Origin of the sequence: Micromonospora sp. NPDC005298, assembly GCF_040607375.1 — a bacterium.
Lineage (GTDB): Bacteria > Actinomycetota > Actinomycetes > Mycobacteriales > Micromonosporaceae > Micromonospora.
Genome location: NZ_JBEXGP010000034.1, coordinates 42,659 through 58,429 on the forward strand (window position 1 = coordinate 42,659; position 15,771 = coordinate 58,429).

7 protein-coding genes and 2 pseudogenes are annotated in these 15,771 nt (G+C 70.0%); 4 read left to right on the plus strand and 5 right to left on the minus strand.

What is annotated here, in order from left to right; all coding sequences use genetic code 11:
* Positions 1–2: 2 nt before the first annotated feature.
* Genes ABZS77_RS28540 through ABZS77_RS28555 form a run of 4 tightly spaced genes read right to left on the minus strand, consistent with a single transcriptional unit; the run spans position 3 to position 3,251 of the window.
* Entirely contained in the window at positions 3–629 is a 627-nt protein-coding gene (locus ABZS77_RS28540) for a response regulator transcription factor (protein WP_354829159.1), read from the minus strand.
* Entirely contained in the window at positions 626–1,873 is a 1,248-nt protein-coding gene (locus ABZS77_RS28545; protein ID WP_354829162.1) for a histidine kinase, read from the minus strand. The genes ABZS77_RS28540 and ABZS77_RS28545 overlap by 4 nt, the downstream gene beginning before the upstream one ends.
* A gap of 5 nt (positions 1,874–1,878) precedes the next feature.
* Positions 1,879–2,331, minus strand: coding sequence for an ABA4-like family protein (locus tag ABZS77_RS28550; RefSeq protein ID WP_354829164.1), 453 nt, complete (start codon positions 2,329–2,331; stop codon positions 1,879–1,881).
* On the minus strand, positions 2,328–3,251 hold the full coding sequence (locus ABZS77_RS28555; protein ID WP_354829167.1) for a hypothetical protein: 924 nt from the start codon (positions 3,249–3,251) through the stop codon (positions 2,328–2,330). The genes ABZS77_RS28550 and ABZS77_RS28555 overlap by 4 nt, the downstream gene beginning before the upstream one ends.
* A gap of 171 nt (positions 3,252–3,422) precedes the next feature.
* Between ABZS77_RS28555 and ABZS77_RS28560 the strand changes: the two genes are divergently transcribed.
* Both ABZS77_RS28560 and ABZS77_RS28565 read left to right on the plus strand, forming a co-directional pair.
* The gene (locus tag ABZS77_RS28560; RefSeq protein WP_354829170.1) at positions 3,423–4,175 is read left to right on the plus strand and encodes a glyoxalase; all 753 of its coding nucleotides are present in this window, start codon (positions 3,423–3,425) and stop codon (positions 4,173–4,175) included.
* Between the two features lie 32 nt (positions 4,176–4,207).
* Positions 4,208–4,309: pseudogene (locus ABZS77_RS28565) on the plus strand (RNA-binding protein); the annotation flags it as partial.
* Between the two features lie 377 nt (positions 4,310–4,686).
* Here ABZS77_RS28565 and ABZS77_RS28570 read toward each other — a convergent pair.
* The gene (locus ABZS77_RS28570; protein ID WP_354829173.1) at positions 4,687–11,127 is read right to left on the minus strand and encodes a hypothetical protein; all 6,441 of its coding nucleotides are present in this window, start codon (positions 11,125–11,127) and stop codon (positions 4,687–4,689) included.
* Between the two features lie 847 nt (positions 11,128–11,974).
* Here ABZS77_RS28570 and fdh point away from each other — a divergent pair.
* Together fdh and ABZS77_RS28580 are read left to right on the plus strand one after the other, a co-directional pair.
* Positions 11,975–15,250: a formate dehydrogenase gene (gene fdh, locus ABZS77_RS28575; protein ID WP_354829176.1), complete on the plus strand. Its 3,276-nt coding sequence runs from the start codon at positions 11,975–11,977 to the stop codon at positions 15,248–15,250.
* Between the two features lie 3 nt (positions 15,251–15,253).
* Positions 15,254–15,771, plus strand: a pseudogene (locus ABZS77_RS28580) (4Fe-4S ferredoxin); the annotation flags it as partial.

Below are 15,771 nucleotides of genomic sequence, written 5' to 3' on the forward strand. Positions count from 1 at the left end.
CATCAGACGCCGCGCGCGAACAGGGCCAGGCGTACCCGGTTGGGGCTGTCGGTCTTGGTCATCAGGCTGGTGATGTGGGTCTTGACCGTGGTCACGCCGATGTGGAGCCGGTCGGCGATCTCGGTGTTGGACAGGCCCTCGGCGACGAGCGCCAGCACGTCCCGCTCGCGGACGGTGAGGCCCGGCGCCGGGCGCGGTGTCTCGGCGCGGGCGTCCACCGCCCGCTGGACGAGGCGGCGCAGCACGTCCGGGCTGAACGGGCTGTCACCGAGAAAGGCCCGGCGGATGCCGTCGAGCAGGTCGCCCGGGGGCGCGTCCTTGAGCAGGAACCCGCACGCGCCGGCGGTCAGGGCGGGGTAGAGGTGGTCGTCGTCGCCGAAGGTCGTCAGCACCAGGATGCGCGTGGCGGGACGTTCGGCGAGGATCCGGCTGGTCGCGGTGATCCCGTCGACACCGGGCATCCGCAGGTCCATGACGACGACGTCCGGGAGGAGCCGAGCGGCGAGGGTGATCGCCTCGCGGCCGCTGTCCGCCTCGCCCACGACCTCGATGTCGGGTTGGGCGTCGCAGAGCATGCGCAGCCCCGCGCGGATGAGGTGCTGGTCGTCGACCAGCAGGACGCGGATCACGCCAGCTCCGGGGCGGACGAACCGGCGGCGGCCTCGCGGTCGCGCGGCACCGGCCGGACCGGCACCTCGGCGGCGGGGGCCAGCGCCGGGAGCACCGTACGCACCCGGAACCCGGTCCGCGACGGACCGGCCTCCAACCGCCCGCCGAGGACCTCGACGCGCTCGCGCATGCCGGTGATGCCGTGGCCACCGCCCGTCGGCAGTGCCGCGGGTTCACCCGCGAGCCCGTCGTCGGAGACCTCCCAGTGCACCGCCCCGTCGCGGACGGCCACCACGAGACGCGCCAGCGCGGAGGTCCCCGCGTGCTTGGCCACGTTCGTCAGCGCCTCCTGCGTCAGCCGCAACACCGCGAGGCCCCGCACCGCGTCGAGCGCGCCGACCGCCGGGTCGATGTCGGCCTCCACGGTGACGCCGGTCTGCCGGGCCCGGTCGACCGTCGCGCCGAGGGCCGCCGGCAGCGCCGACGGGTCGATGGCCGTCAGCGCCGCGTCACCGCGTACCCCGTCGGGGTTGCGCAGCACCGCGACCAGCCGGCGCAGCTCGGCGAGGGCCGCGGAGCCGGTGCCGTGCACGTCGTCGAAGACCGCGCCCACACGGGGGTCGACGTCGGTGAGCACGTGCCTCGCGACGCCGACGCGCAGCACCATCGACGCCACGTGGTGGGCGACGACGTCGTGCAGCTCGCGGGCGATGGCGCTGCGCTCGTCGGCGCGAGCCGCGCGGCTCTCCGACTCGCGCCGCCGCTGCTCGGCGGCAGCCCTCTCGACCGCCTGCCGGCTGAGCTCCCGGTTGGCGCGGATCACCAGGCCGAGCAGCACCGGAACGCCGACCTCCAGGGCCAACCCGACGACGCCGGAGGCGACCTGCCGGGCCGGGTCGCCGATCGAGTCGGTCAGGTCCACCACCACCAGCAGCGCGGCGGACAGCCAGATGACGCGGGGCTTCTGCGCCCGCATGGTGACATCGAGCAGCGCCCAGCTGGCGCCGACCTGGTTGATCGTGATGTCGTCGACCAGCCGGATCGCGACCGCCAGCAGCACGGCCTGCCCCACCAGGTTGACCAGCGGCCGGCGGTGCGCCAGCAGCGCCACGGCGAACGCGAGCACCGCGAGGATCCACTGTGTCGCCGTCGGCGTGCGGGTGGAATGGGGGCCGAACAGCAGGTAGCCCACCCCGGTGAGGTCGAGCAGCAGCATCCGCACGAGCGTGTCCCGCGTGTCGAACAGTCGCCGCGCCCACCCCACGGTGGTCAGCCTAGGTGCCGCGGGTCGGTGGTGGCGGCCGGCGACTCCCGCCACCGGGTCCGGACCGCCAGGTACGCGGCGAGGCCGAGCGGTCCGAGCAGGATGGTCAGCACCAGCACCGGGGCCATGACCAGCGCCGGTACCCCCCGTTCCCGACTGTCCAACCACGCCCACCGCCCGACGAACAGGTCGAACGCGATCATGTGCGCCCATCCCGCCGCCGCCCCGTCGGAGGTGCCGAGCAGGTCGCGTACCCCGGTCAGCGTCGGCAACGCCACGGCCGGCAGCACCTCGCCGAACGCCGGGAGCACCAGCAGCGCGTAGATCACCACGACCGGAAGCACGATCAGCGGCGAACCGATGATCCGGGCGGTCCACGACCAGCGGGGCAGCAGGATCATCAGCGCCCAGAACGGCGCGGCCACCGCGAACGTCAGGGAGAACAGCGTGGCGGTCATGCGACCAGCTCCAGTTCCGGTCGGCGGCGGGCCAGCACCAGGCCGGTCGCGGTCGCCGCCGCGAGGAGCAGTGTCGCGAGCGCGGCGAGCGTACCGGCGTCCGGGCGTAGCAGCGGCTGCCCGCGCAGCGCCTGCCAGGTCAACAACACGGTGAGGACACCGTACGCGCCGCCCGCGACGACAAGCAGCCGGGCGCGGGTACGGTCGTCGAGCCGCGTCGCGAAGCGGCTCAGCAGGATTGCCAGGATCGGCAGCGCCTGTAGGGCGTGCAATCCCACGAAGTGCCCGACCCGCACGTCACCCCCGGTGGTGCTCCAGCCGAGCACCGGCAGTCCCGGCCCACCGTCGGGCACGCCGACGCTGTGCGCCCCGGAGATCCCGTCGATCCCCGGGTCCCGGGTCGGCAGCGCCATCGGCACCGCCGCGAGCATGCCCAGCAGGGACAGGCCGAGTCCCCACCGGACGGCGGTCGCGGCGACCCGGTCGGGGATCCGCCGGATCAGCACGACGATCCCGAGGACGAGATGCGCGAGGAACAACACCATGATCGCCACCCCCATCGTCGCGAACAGCGCGGTGTTCAGGGGAGTGCTGTCGTTGAAGTGGCTGGCCTGCCCGCGTACCACCTGACCGACGATCACCGCCATCTCGATCACCGCCACCGCGACGATGACGGTGACCGCGCCCTCAGCGACCCGGCTGCGTCGCGGCAGCAGCGAGAGCATCCAGGCGAGCGTTGTGCCGTACAGGACGAAGGACACCGCGAACTTGAGCGGCTTGAGCCAGATCGGCACCCCGATGAGGACGCGCGGATCGACAAGGATGCCGGCTGTGGCGACGACGGCGAGCACCGCCATCGCGCCGACCAGGACCATGAGTGGGCGGTTCCAGTGTGTCGCCCTGTGCAGAACGGTAGTCATGTCTGCAGATGCTCGTTGTCATACCGGTCGGCCGCGTCCGACCCGGAGCCCCGTCCGCGGCCTACGGTGGGAGGCGGCCTCCTCCCTGGGTAGGAGGCGACGAAATCTGTCGAGGCCGGGTCACGGGTGCTGGCACAATGGCCGGCCTGCCGAGCCGGACCGGGAGTGACGATGACGACCAATGAGGACCGTGTCCACCCGAACGAGACGACAGTGCCGCTGCTGCCCTGCCCGGCACCGCAGGAGACCCTGGCGTTCTGGCGTGCGCTCGGGTTCGAGGTGACCTACGAGCAGACCAAGCCGTACGTCTACCTGGCGTTGCGGTGGAGTGGGTTCGACCTGCACTACGGGCCGGCGGCGAAGGGCCTCGACCCGGAGCGGGAGCAGACCGGCGGCTGCCTGGTCATGGTGGACTCGGTCGCGCCATACCACGCGGCGTTCACCGACGCGATGCGCCGCGCCTACGGCAAGGTGCTGGTCAAAGGACTACCCCGGATCACCCGCCACCGTGCCGGAGCTTCGCGGTTCAGCATCGTCGACCCGTCGGGCAACACCATCATCTTCATCCGCCGCGACGAGCCGCAGGACCTGGAGTACGGCGGATCCACCGAGCTTGAAGGGTTGGCCCGGGTGCTCGACAACGCGCGGATCCTGCGCGAGTTCAAGACCGACGACCGGGCGGCCTACCGGGCACTGGACTCGGGCATGCGTCGACGGGCCGAGGACGCGCCGGTGGTCGAGCAGGCGATGGCGCTCGCCGGACTGATCGAGCTGTCGGTCGCGCTCGGCAAGACGGACCGGGTGCCCGAATGGGGGAACCAACTGCGCGCGCTCACATTGACCGAGCCGGAGCGGGCGCAGGCCAGGAGCTACGTCGCCGACCCGGCCCTGCTCGAACCGTGGTGGCGGCCCCAGGAGGCCTGACCCAGTTTCTCGTCCGTGGGTATCTTCCGCGGATGGACCTCGACGACCTCCCCGCTGCCGGGTTCGCGTTTCCGGGGCCCCTGCGGGACCGGCTCGTGGCGGCGATCCTCTCCGGCGCGAAGACCGCGTCGAGCGCTTCCGGCTGGTGCACGTCGTCCAAGCCTGATGCTCCTGTGACGGCCGGCCGACGGGTCGCCGCGTCGCAGGGTCGGCGGCAGGTGCGTCGAGCCGCGCGGGCGGCCTCCGTCCGGGGTCTGCCATACCGGAGAGACACTGTGGAGCTGATGTCGTAGACGAATCACACGTCTCCTGGCGCACCCCGAGCCCGGGACACCGGCACCCGATGCCACAGACGACTCAGCTCGATAGCGTCTGTCAACCTGGGGCCGTCCCGATCAGCCTGGATCGGCCCTCGGCCGGTCCCGGTCGGCCTCGTTCGGCCGGGTCGGCCGTGGTCGGCCCTCGTCGTTCATTGTCGGCCTCCAGGCGTTTGCGGTCGCCGCCGCCGTGGTCAGGGCTCGCGCCGGGTGCGTAGGCGCACCAGGGCCAGCCCGGCAACCAGTAGGACACCAAGCGTAGCGGCGGCTGCTCCGAACGTCATGAGGGCTGTCAGGCGGCTACCGGTGACCGGTATGGGCGGAAGCGGCCCCGCGAGGACCACGGTCGCCGAGCAGTTCGGCGTGCAGTCGGGATCGGAGACGCCCTCCGGTGGGGCGAGTGTGGCGGTGTTGGTCAGGTCACCGATGGTGCCGAGCGGCACCGTGCCGGTGATGGTGTAGGTGAGGGTTCCACCGGTCAGGACGGTGACGGTGTCCTCGATGTCACCGGTGCCGGACGCGGTGCAGCTGCTCCCGGTGGACGCCTCGCAGGTCCAGGTGAAGCCGGCCAGTGGTGCGGGCAGCGGATCGGTGAGCGTGGCGCCGACCGCCTCGGACGGGCCGTCGTTGGTGACGGTCACCGTGAAGGTCAGCGATGCGCCGGGCGTGTAGTGGTTCGGTACCGCTGTCTTCACGACAGTGAGGTCCACGACGGGCACCCCGGGGGTGACGACCGTGGACTGGCAGCTCGGTGTGCAGTCCGGGTCAATCGCACCAGATGGTGGGGTGAGGGTGGCGGTGTTCGTCAGCTCGCCCGTGGTGCCCGACGGCACCGTTCCGCTGATGGTGTACCTCAGAGTGCCCCCGGCCACGACTGTGACGGTGTCGGTGATGTCGCCGCTGCCGGACGCGGTGCAGGTGCTGCCCGAAGATGCTTCACAGGTCCAGGTGAATCCGGCCAGCGGTGCGGGCAGTGGGTCGGTCACGGTGGCGCCGACGGCGTCCGACGGCCCGCCGTTGGTGACAGTCACGGTGTACGAGAACGGTGCCCCTGGCATGTACGGATTCGGGGTGCCGGTCTTGACGATGGTGAGATCAACCGTGGGTGCGGCGGGGGTGACGACTGTCGACTGGCAGCTCGGCGTGCAGTCCGGATCGGTCGCACCAGGTGGTGGGGTGAGGGTTGCGGTGTTGGTCAGGTCGCCTGTGGTGCCCGAGGGCACGGTGCCGGTGATGGTGTAGGTGAGCGTTCCGCCGGTGAGGACGGTGACCGTGTCGGTGATGGTGCCGGTGCCGTTCGCGGTGCAGGAACTGCCCGGCGATGCCTCGCAGGCCCAGGTGAATCCGGCGAGGGGTGTGGGCAGTGGGTCGGTCACCGTCGCGCCGACGGCGTCCGAGGGGCCGCCGTTGGTGACCGTGACGGTGTAGGTCAGGGGCGTACCCGGCACGTAGGGGCTGGGGGTGCTTGTCTTCACGATGGCCAGGTCCACGACGGGTCCGGCGGGGGCGACGACAGTGGACTGGCAGCTCGGTGTGCAGTCCGGCGCAGTGACGCCCGCCGGTGGGGTGAGGGTGGCCGTGTTGGTCAGGTCTCCGGTCGTGCCCGACGGAACAGTGCCGGTGATGGTGTAGGTGAGTGTTCCGCTGGCCAGGATGGTGACGGTGTCGGTGATGGTGCCGGTTCCGGACGCCGTGCACGAGCTTCCGGCGGACGCTTCGCAGGTCCAGGTGAAGCCGGCCAGGGGTGCGGGCAGGGGGTCGCTCACGGTTGCCCCGACCGCGTCGGAGGGGCCGCCGTTGGTGACGGTGACCGTGTAGGTGAAGGGTGCGCCCGGCATGTACGGGTTCGGGGTCGCCGTCTTCACGATTGCCAGGTCCACCACGGGACCGGCCGGGGTGACGACGGTCGACTGGCAGCTCGGGGTGCAGTCCGGGGCAGTGACGCCGGCCGGTGGGGTGAGGGTGGCGGTGTTGGTGAGGTCGCCTGTGGTGCCTGACGGCACGGTGCCGGTGATCGTGTAGGTGAGGGTTCCGCCGGTCAGGACGGTGACGGTGTCGGTGATGGTGCCGGTGCCGGTCGCGGTGCAGGTGCTGCCGGCGGATGCCTCACAGGTCCAGGTGAACCCGGCCAGGGGCGCGGGCAGGGGGTCGGACACGGTGGCGCCGACGGCGTCGGAGGGGCCGCCGTTGGTGACAGTCACCGTGTAGGTCAGGGGCGTACCCGGGATGTAGGGGTTCGGGTTCGCGGTCTTGACGATGGCGAGGTCGACAGTGGGTGCGGCGGGGGTGACGACCGTGGATTGGCAGCTGGGGGTGCAGTCCGGGTCGGTGACGCCGGCCGGTGGGGTGAGGGTGGCGGTGTTGGTGAGGTCGCCTGTGGTGCCCGAGGGCACGGTGCCGGTGACCGTGTAGGTGAGGGTTCCGCCGGCCCGGACGGTGACGGTGTCGGTGATGGTCCCGGTGCCGGACGCGGAGCAGGTGCTTCCCGCGGATGCCTCACAGGTCCAGGTGAACCCGGCCAGGGGTGCCGGCAGGGGGTCGGACACTGTTGCGCCGACGGCGTCGGACGGCGCGCCGTTGGTGACAGTCACCGTGTAGGTCAGGGGCGTACCCGGGATGTACAGGTTGGGGTTCGCGGTCTTGACGATGGCGAGGTCAACCGTGGGTGCGGCGGGGGTGACGACCGTGGATTGGCAGCTGGGGGTGCAGTCCGGGTCGGTGACGCCCGCCGGTGGGGTGAGGGTTGCGGTGTTGGTGAGGTCGCCTGTGGTGCCCGAGGGCACGGTGCCGGTGACCGTGTAGGTGAGTGTTCCGCCGGCCGGGACGGTGACGGTGTCGGTGATGGTCCCGGTGCCGGACGCGGAGCAGGTGCTTCCCGCGGATGCCTCACAGGTCCAGGTGAACCCGGCCAGGGGTGCCGGCAGGGGGTCGGACACTGTTGCGCCGACGGCGTCGGACGGGCCGCCGTTGGTGACAGTCACCGTGTAGGTCAGGGGCGTACCCGGTACGTACGGGTTCGGGTTCGCGGTCTTCACGATCGCGAGGTCCACAGTCAGCGTCGCGGGAATGACGACTGTGGACTGGCAGCTCGGGGTGCAGTCCGGGTCGGTAGCACCAGTTGGTGGGGTGAGCGTAGCGGTGTTGGTCAGGTCGCCCGTGGTGCCGGAGGGCACCGTGCCGGTGATCGTGTACGTCACGGTTCCGCCGGCCCGGACGGTGACGGTGTCGGTGATGTTTCCCGCCCCGGTCGCGGTGCAGGTGCTGCCGGCTGATGCTTCACAGGTCCAGGTGAACCCGGCCAGGGGTGCCGGCAGGGGGTCGGACACGGTGGCGCCGACGGCGTCGGACGGGCCGCCGTTGGTGACAGTCACGGTGTAGGTGAAGGGTGCGCCCGGTACGTACGGGTTCGGGGTCGCGGTCTTGACGATGGCGAGGTCAACCGTCACTGCGGCCGGTGTGACGACTGTGGACTGGCAGCTGGGTGTGCAGTCGGGGTCGGTGACGCCCGCCGGTGGGGTGAGGGTGGCGGTGTTGGTGAGGTCGCCTGTGGTGCCCGAGGGCACGGTTCCGGTGATCGTGTACGTCACGGTTCCGCCGGTCAGGACGGTGACCGTGTCGGTGATGGAGCCGGTGCCGCTCGCGGTGCAGGTGCTTCCCGCTGATGCCTCACACGTCCAGGTGAACCCGGCCAAGGGCGCGGGCAGTGGGTCGGTCACCGTCGCGCCGACGGCGTCGGAGGGGCCGCCGTTGGTGACGGTGACCGTGTAGGTCAGGGGTGCGCCCGGTACGTACGGGTTCGGGGCCGCGGATTTGACGATGGCGAGGTCAACCGTCACTGCGGCCGGTGTGACGACTGTGGACTGGCAGCTGGGTGTGCAGTCCGGGGCAGTGACGCCCGCCGGTGGGGTGAGGGTGGCGGTGTTGGTGAGGTCGCCTGTGGTGCCTGACGGCACGGTGCCGGTGATCGTGTACGTCACGGTTCCGCCGGCCCGGACGGTGACGGTGTCGGTGATGTTTCCCGCCCCGGTCGCGGTGCAGGCGCTGCCGGCGGATGCCTCACACGTCCAGGTGAACCCGGCCAGGGGCGCGGGCAGTGGGTCGGACACGGTGGCGCCGACGGCGTCGGAGGGGCCGCCGTTGGTGACAGTCACCGTGTAGGTCAGGGGCGTACCCGGGGTGTAGGGGTTGGGGTTCGCGGTCTTGACGATGGCGAGGTCGACAGTGGGTGCGGCGGGGGTGACGACCGTGGATTGGCAGTTCGGTGTGCAGTCGGGGTCGGTGACGCCGGCCGGTGGGGTGAGGGTGGCGGTGTTGGTGAGGTCGCCTGTGGCGCCTGACGGCACGGTGCCGGTGATCGTGTAGGTGACCGTTCCGCCGGCGAGGACCGTGACGGTGTCGGTGATGGAGCCGGTGCCGCTCGCGGTGCAGGTGCTTCCCGCTGATGCCTCACACGTCCAGGTGAACCCGGCCAAGGGTGCGGGCAGTGGGTCGGTCACCGTCGCGCCGACGGCGTCGGAGGGACCGCCGTTGGTGACGGTGACCGTGTAGGTCAGGGGTGCGCCAGGCACGTACGGGTTCGGGTTCGCGGTCTTAGCGATCGCGAGGTCCACGGTCAGCGCGGCCGGGGTGACGACTGTGGATTGGCAGTTCGGTGTGCAGTCGGGGTCGGTGACGCCCGCCGGTGGGGTGAGGGTGGCGGTGTTGGTGAGGTCGCCTGTGGTGCCCGAGGGCACGGTTCCGGTGATCGTGTAGGTGAGTGTTCCGCCGGCCAGGACCGTGACGGTGTCGGTGATGGTCCCGGTGCCCGAGGCCGTGCACGTGCTACCGGCGGAGGCCGCGCAGGTCCAGGTGAACCCGGCCAGCGGCGCGGGCAGGGGATCGTTCACGGTTGCCCCGACCGCGTCGGAGGGGCCGCCGTTGGTGACAGTCACCGTGTAGGTCAGGGGCGCGCCCGGCACGTACGGGTTCGGGTCCGCAGTCTTCACGATTGCCAGGTCCACGACCGGGCCAGCCGGAGCGACGACCGTGGATTGGCAGTTCGGTGTGCAGTCCGGGTCCGTGACATCGGCCGGTGGGGTGAGGGTTGCCGTGTTCGTAAGATCGCCCGTGGTGCCCGAGGGCACGGTCCCGCTGACCGTGTAGGTGAGTGTCCCGCCGGCCAGCACCGTGACCGTGTCGGTGATGTCTCCGGTACCCGACGCCGTGCAGGAACTACCGGCGGACGACTCACACGTCCAGGCGAACCCCGCGAGGGGTGCGGGCAGAGGGTCGGTCACTGTTGCGCCGACGGCGTCGGACGGGCCGCCGTTTGTCACCGTCACGGTGTACGAGAAGGGCGCGCCCGGCACGTACGGGCTCGGGGTCGCGGTCTTCACGATGGCGAGGTCCACGGTCAGCGCGGCGGGCGTGACGACCGTGGACTGGCAGTTCGGCGTACAGCTCGGGTCGGACACGCCCGCTGGCGGGGTGAGGGTGGCGGTATTGGTCAGGTCGCCTGTGGCGCCGGACGGCACAGTACCGGTGATCGTGTAGGTGAGCGTCCCTCCGGCCGACACTGTGACGGTGTCGTCGATGCTTCCGGTACCCGAGGCTGTGCACGAGCTGCCGGCGGACGCCGCGCAGGTCCAGGTGAACCCGGCAAGCGGTGCGGGCAGCGGATCTGTCACAGTGGCCCCGACGGCGTCGGACGGACCACTGTTGGTCACCGTCACCGTGTAGGTCAGGGGCGTGCCAGGTACGTACGGATTCGGAGTTCCGGTCTTGACCACCGCCAGATCCACAGTGGGGATGACGGTGAGGGTGGTGGAGCCGGGCGGGTTGAGCCCGATGATGGTGGGGAAGTTGCTCTCACAACCGGGAATCGTGGAGCCGTCCGGTGCGATGCAACCGGTGTCGGTGTACGAGCCGACCACGCCGCTCGTCACCTGCACCGAGATCGTGCAGGACGCCACACCGACGTCGATGTCGCCGGCGAATTCGACGGACGTGCCGCCGGCGGGCGCGGTCACTGTGGCGTCCGAGCAGGTCGTGCTGTTGACACCGGTGGCTGTCACGTTGCCGGGAAGGTTGTCGGTGAAACTCATCCCGTTCTTGGCTTGCAGGTCGTCGGTGTTGGTGACGGTGAAGGTGAGCGTGGAGGTCTGGCCCTGCCCGATCGTGGTCGGGCTGAAGGTTTTGTCGAGCTGCGGGGTCACGTCGACGATCTGCGGAAGGTCGAACGCGACGTCGTTTCCGATGCCCGTCGCTGTCGCGTTGTAGAGGCGTAGGCCGAGCGTCGGTGTGTCGACCACTGACAATTGCAGTGCCGACGACTGCAGCTTCGCTATCCAGGTGTTGTTAACGATCACAGCGCCCGGATCGGTGCAGGGGTTCAGATTCTGGGCGAGCGCCGTGGGCACCTCGTTGAGAACGAGATCGAACCGGAGGCGCGCCCGCTGCGTGCCGGGAACCGTGCAGTTCCTCTCGGCGAAGATCGCCGAGACCGCATAGAAGTGTCCGCCGATCGCCGGAATGGTGTTGCTGTCGGTCTCCAGTTGGTATCCGGCGGCCTGTGCGCCTGTCAGGCTGTTGGTGTACTCGGTGAGAATCTGGTTGGTGGCTGCTTCGGCGGCGCTCTGCCCCTGAAACAGCCCCACGTCGCGCGCCATTTCCTGGAGCCGGGCCCAGGCGGATGAACGGCCGCACTGGTCGTTGTTGGTGACCGGCGGGCTACCACCGTTGGGCGGGAGGGGCGAGTCCGAGCGCATGATCCAGCCGTTGCACGCGCCCGCGCCGGGGCTCCACGCCGGGTCGGCCGTGTAGGTTTCGCTGTCCGCGCCGCTGCCCCCCGGCCCCGGCACGTATACCGAACCTGGCGAACCGGTGTAGGAGCCGATACGGATCGGCGCGGCTTCCGCACTCTCGTTTGAGAAATCCTCGGTGAAGACGGGTGTGCCGGGTTGCGGTTCTCCGGGCAGACCAGGAACCGTCGCCATCGCGGGCTGGCCCGACACGACGACGACAAGTGTCGACGACGTCAGCAATGCGCCAACCGCCCCCAGCGCCGATCTGAACCATCGGCGTTCCCCGCGAACCATTCTCATTTCCCCCGTTGTGCAGGTGGCAGCAGCAGCGCTGTTCGCGCCGGGCCGGATCGACGATCTCAGACCTATACAGTCCAGACATAATCCTCATATGTGGTCACCCGATCGAGTGAGTGGATGGGTCATTCAAATTCACATTCGGGGCCGAGGTACTGGGTTCTGTGAACCCGATTCCGTGACACCGCGCACGTATGTGAAAGGTGGCAGACATTCCGGTCACGGACGGCCGGACGCCGTGCGGACCTGGTCGACCGATGGCACGCGGGTCCTCCCGCCTTCCGTGGCCCGCTCGGCGATGGACGCGGGGGCACGCCTCTCGTGATCCGGCTGCGACCCGGTCGGCACCTCGTCTAGTGTCGAAGTGTTCGCATTAGGTGCGATTAGCCGGGAAGGTGCTGCGATGGGGGTGCGTCGCTGGGTCGAGAGCTGGCCCCTCTACCGGCAGCTCACCGGCACCGACCCGCTCGGCCGGGGCGCCGCCGCCAAGTCCGCCGTCTCCCTGTCGCTGACCGCCCGCACCGAGACCGCCGACTCCGTGGCCCGCTCGGTGTGTCCGTACTGCGCTGTGGGTTGCGGGCAGCGGGTGTTCGTCAAGGACGGGCAGATCACGCAGATCGAGGGTGATCCGGACAGCCCGATCTCGCGGGGTCGGCTGTGTCCGAAGGGTTCGGCGAGCAAGAGCCTGGTGACGAGTCCGTTGCGGCAGACCACCGTCCGCTACCGGCGTCCGTACTCGACCCAGTGGGAGGACCTCGACCTCGACACGGCGATGAACATGATCGCTGATCGGGTGCTGGCGGCCCGGGACGAGACCTGGGAGGACGTCGACGACGAGGGCCGACCGCTCAACCGGACGCTCGGCATCTCCAGTCTGGGCGGGGCGACGCTCGACAACGAAGAGAACTACCTCATCAAGAAGTTGTTCACCGCGATGGGCGCTCTCCAGATCGAGAACCAGGCCCGTATTTGACACTCCGCCACCGTCCCCGGTCTGGGGACCAGCTTCGGGCGCGGCGGCGCCACCCAGTTCCAGCAGGACCTGTCGAACTCCGACATGATCGTCATCCAGGGTTCGAACATGGCCGAGGCGCACCCGGTGGGTTTCCAGTGGGTGATGGAGGCCAAGCGCCGCGGCGCGAAGGTCTTCCACATCGACCCCCGGTTCACCCGGACGAGCGCTGTCGCTGACGCGTACCTGCCGATCCGGGCGGGCACCGACATCGCCCTGCTCGGCGGCGTGATCCGCTACATCCTGGACAACGAGCTGGACTTCCGGGAGTACGTCGTCGCGTACACGAACGCCGCGACAATCGTGACCGGGGAGTACCGCGACACCGAGGATCTGCACGGCCTCTTCTCCGGCTTCAACGAGGACAACGCCAGCTACGACCAGAGCAGCTGGCAGTACGAGGGAACCGACGAGAACCCCTCCAGCGGCGACACCGAGACCCAGCGGGAAACGGCAGCAGGGTTGGAACACGAGTCGCACGGCGCGCCGGTGAACGGGCAGACCCAGCGCGACGAGACGTTGCAGGATCCGCGCTGCGTCTACCAGATCCTCAAGCGGCACTACGCCCGCTACACGCCGGAGATGGTGGAGCGGGTCTGCGGGATCCCTCAGGAGAAGTTCCTCGAGCTGGCGCAGGCCTGGACGGCGAACTCGGGCCGGGAACGGACGAGCATGCTCGTCTACTCGGTGGGCTGGACGCAGCACAGCGTGGGTGTGCAGTACATCCGGACCGGGGCGATCATCCAGCTGCTGCTGGGCAACATGGGTCGTCCGGGTGGCGGGGTGATGGCGCTGCGCGGGCACGCCAGCATCCAGGGCTCCACCGACGTCCCCACCCTGTTCAACCTGCTGCCCGGCTACCTGCCGATGCCACACCACGCCGACCACCCCACCCTCGACGAGTGGGTGGACAGCATCCGGCACCCGGGGCAGAAGGGCTTCTGGGGCAACGCCCGCGCCTACGGGGTCAACCTGCTCAAGGCGTACTGGGGTGACGCGGCAACCGCCGAAAACGACTTCTGCTACGGCTACATGCCGCGGATGACCGGCGACCACGGTACCTACCAGCAGGTGCTGAACATGATCGACGGGAAGATCAAGGGCTACTTCCTGCTCGGGCAGAACCCGGCGGTCGGCTCCGCGCACGGGCGTGCACAGCGGCTCGGTATGGCGAACCTGGACTGGCTGGTCGTCCGCGACCTGTTCATGATCGAGAGTGCGACGTTCTGGCAGAACGCGCCGGAGATCGAAACCGGCGAGATCGTGCCCGAGGCGTGCCGGACGGAGGTGTTCTTCCTGCCCGCCGCCTCGCACGTGGAGAAGGAGGGCAGCTTCACCCAGACGCAGCGGTTGTTGCAGTGGCGGGAGAAGGCCGTCGAGCCGCCGGGCGACGCCCGCTCCGAGCTGTGGTTCTTCTACCACCTCGGCCGCATCATCCGGGAACGGCTGGCGCAGTCGACCCGTCCCCGGGACCGGGCGCTTCTCGACCTGAACTGGAACTATCCGACACACGGTCCCACCGCGGAGCCGAGCGCCGAGTCGGTGCTGTACGAGATCAACGGGTACGACGTGGCCAGCGGCCGCCCGCTGTCGAGTTACACCGAGATGAAGGACGACGGCTCCACGGCCGGCGGCTGCTGGATCTACACGGGTGTGTTCGCCGACGGCGTCAACCAGGCGGCCCGGCGCAAACCCGGCGCCGAGCAGTCCCTGGTGGCGCTGGAGTGGGGCTGGGCGTGGCCGTCGAACCGCCGCATCCTGTACAACCGTGCGTCCGCCGACCCGGACGGCAACCCGTGGAGCGAGCGCAAGAAGTACGTCTGGTGGGACCCCGACAACGGCGAGTGGACCGGCTACGACGTGCCGGACTTCGAGAAGACCAAACCGCCGTCGTACCGGCCGCCGCCGAACACGGGTGGCGTGGCGGGCATCGCGGGCGACGACCCGTTCATCCTTCAGGGCGACGGCAAGGGCTGGTTGTTCGCGCCGAGCGGTGTCCTGGACGGGCCGCTGCCGACGCACTACGAGCCGGTCGAGTCGCCGGTGCGCAACCCGCTGTACCGCCAGCAGGCCAACCCGACCCGCAAGGTCTACACACACCCCATCAACACCCTGAACCCGAGCCCGCCGGAGGACCACAGTGACGTCTTCCCCCTCGTGTTCACGGTCAGCCGGCTCACCGAGCATCACACGGCCGGTGGGATGAGCCGTACGGTGTCGCCGCTGGCGGAGTTGCAGCCGGAGATGTTCGTCGAGGTGTCACCGGAGCTGGCCGCCGAACGAGGGCTCGACCACCTCGGCTGGGCGCACCTGATCACCACCCGGGCGGCCATCGAGGCGCGGGTCCTGGTGACGGACCGCGTCAGCCCACTGCGGGTCGACGGCCGGGTCATCCACCAGGTCTGGCTGCCGTACCACTTCGGCTACGAGGGTCTGGTGACCGGCGACTCGGCGAACGACCTGTTCGGCATCACCCTGGACCCGAACGTGCTGATCCAGGAGAGCAAGGTCGGCACCTGCGACATCCGGCCCGGCCGGCGCCCGAGGGGACCGGATCTGCGCGACCTCGTGTACGACTACCGGCGGCGGTCGGGGGACCTGAGCCACCGCTATCCACCGTTGGTCACGACCGACGTCGCCGACAGCAGCAGCGACCAGGAGGCCTGACCGATGCCCCACGCCAACGCCCTGTACGGGCCGCTGGACCCGGCGCCCGATGCCGGCTACGTGGACGCTCCGCCGCGGATGGGGTTCTTCACCGACACGAGCGTGTGTATCGGGTGCAAGGCGTGCGAGGTGGCGTGCAAGGAGTGGAACGGTGTGCCGCAGAGCGGCCTTGACCTGTTGGGTATGTCGTACGACAACACCGGGGCGTTGACGGCGAACTCGTGGCGGCACGTCGCGTTCGTCGAGCAACCCCGCTCGGTGGGCCCGGGGAGCGCGGCGTTCGAGGGGCAACCGGACGGGCCGTCGGTCAGCCCGGCGACGGCGGCGGTCGGTGCGCGGACCGGCGCCGACACCGGCACGGATCCGGGGCTCGTGCCCGGCTCACCCGCCGCGGCGGCCCGCATGTCGGGCGGCGCCGAGTTCCTGGGGATGCCGGGGTCGCAGCCGCCGGGGCGGGGTTCGGGTGTGCAGGGGCGGACGGATTTTCGGTGGTTGATGATGTCGGATGTGTGTAAGCACTG

Bases quoted from the DNA above. Each gene is read 5' to 3' on its own strand.
- ABZS77_RS28550 (WP_354829164.1), bottom strand. From the start codon at position 2,331: ATGACCGCCACGCTGTTCTCCCTGACGTTCGCGGTGGCCGCGCCGTTC.
- ABZS77_RS28555 (WP_354829167.1), bottom strand. From the start codon at position 3,251: ATGACTACCGTTCTGCACAGGGCGACACACTGGAACCGCCCACTCATG.
- ABZS77_RS28560 (WP_354829170.1), top strand. From the start codon at position 3,423: ATGACGACCAATGAGGACCGTGTCCACCCGAACGAGACGACAGTGCCG.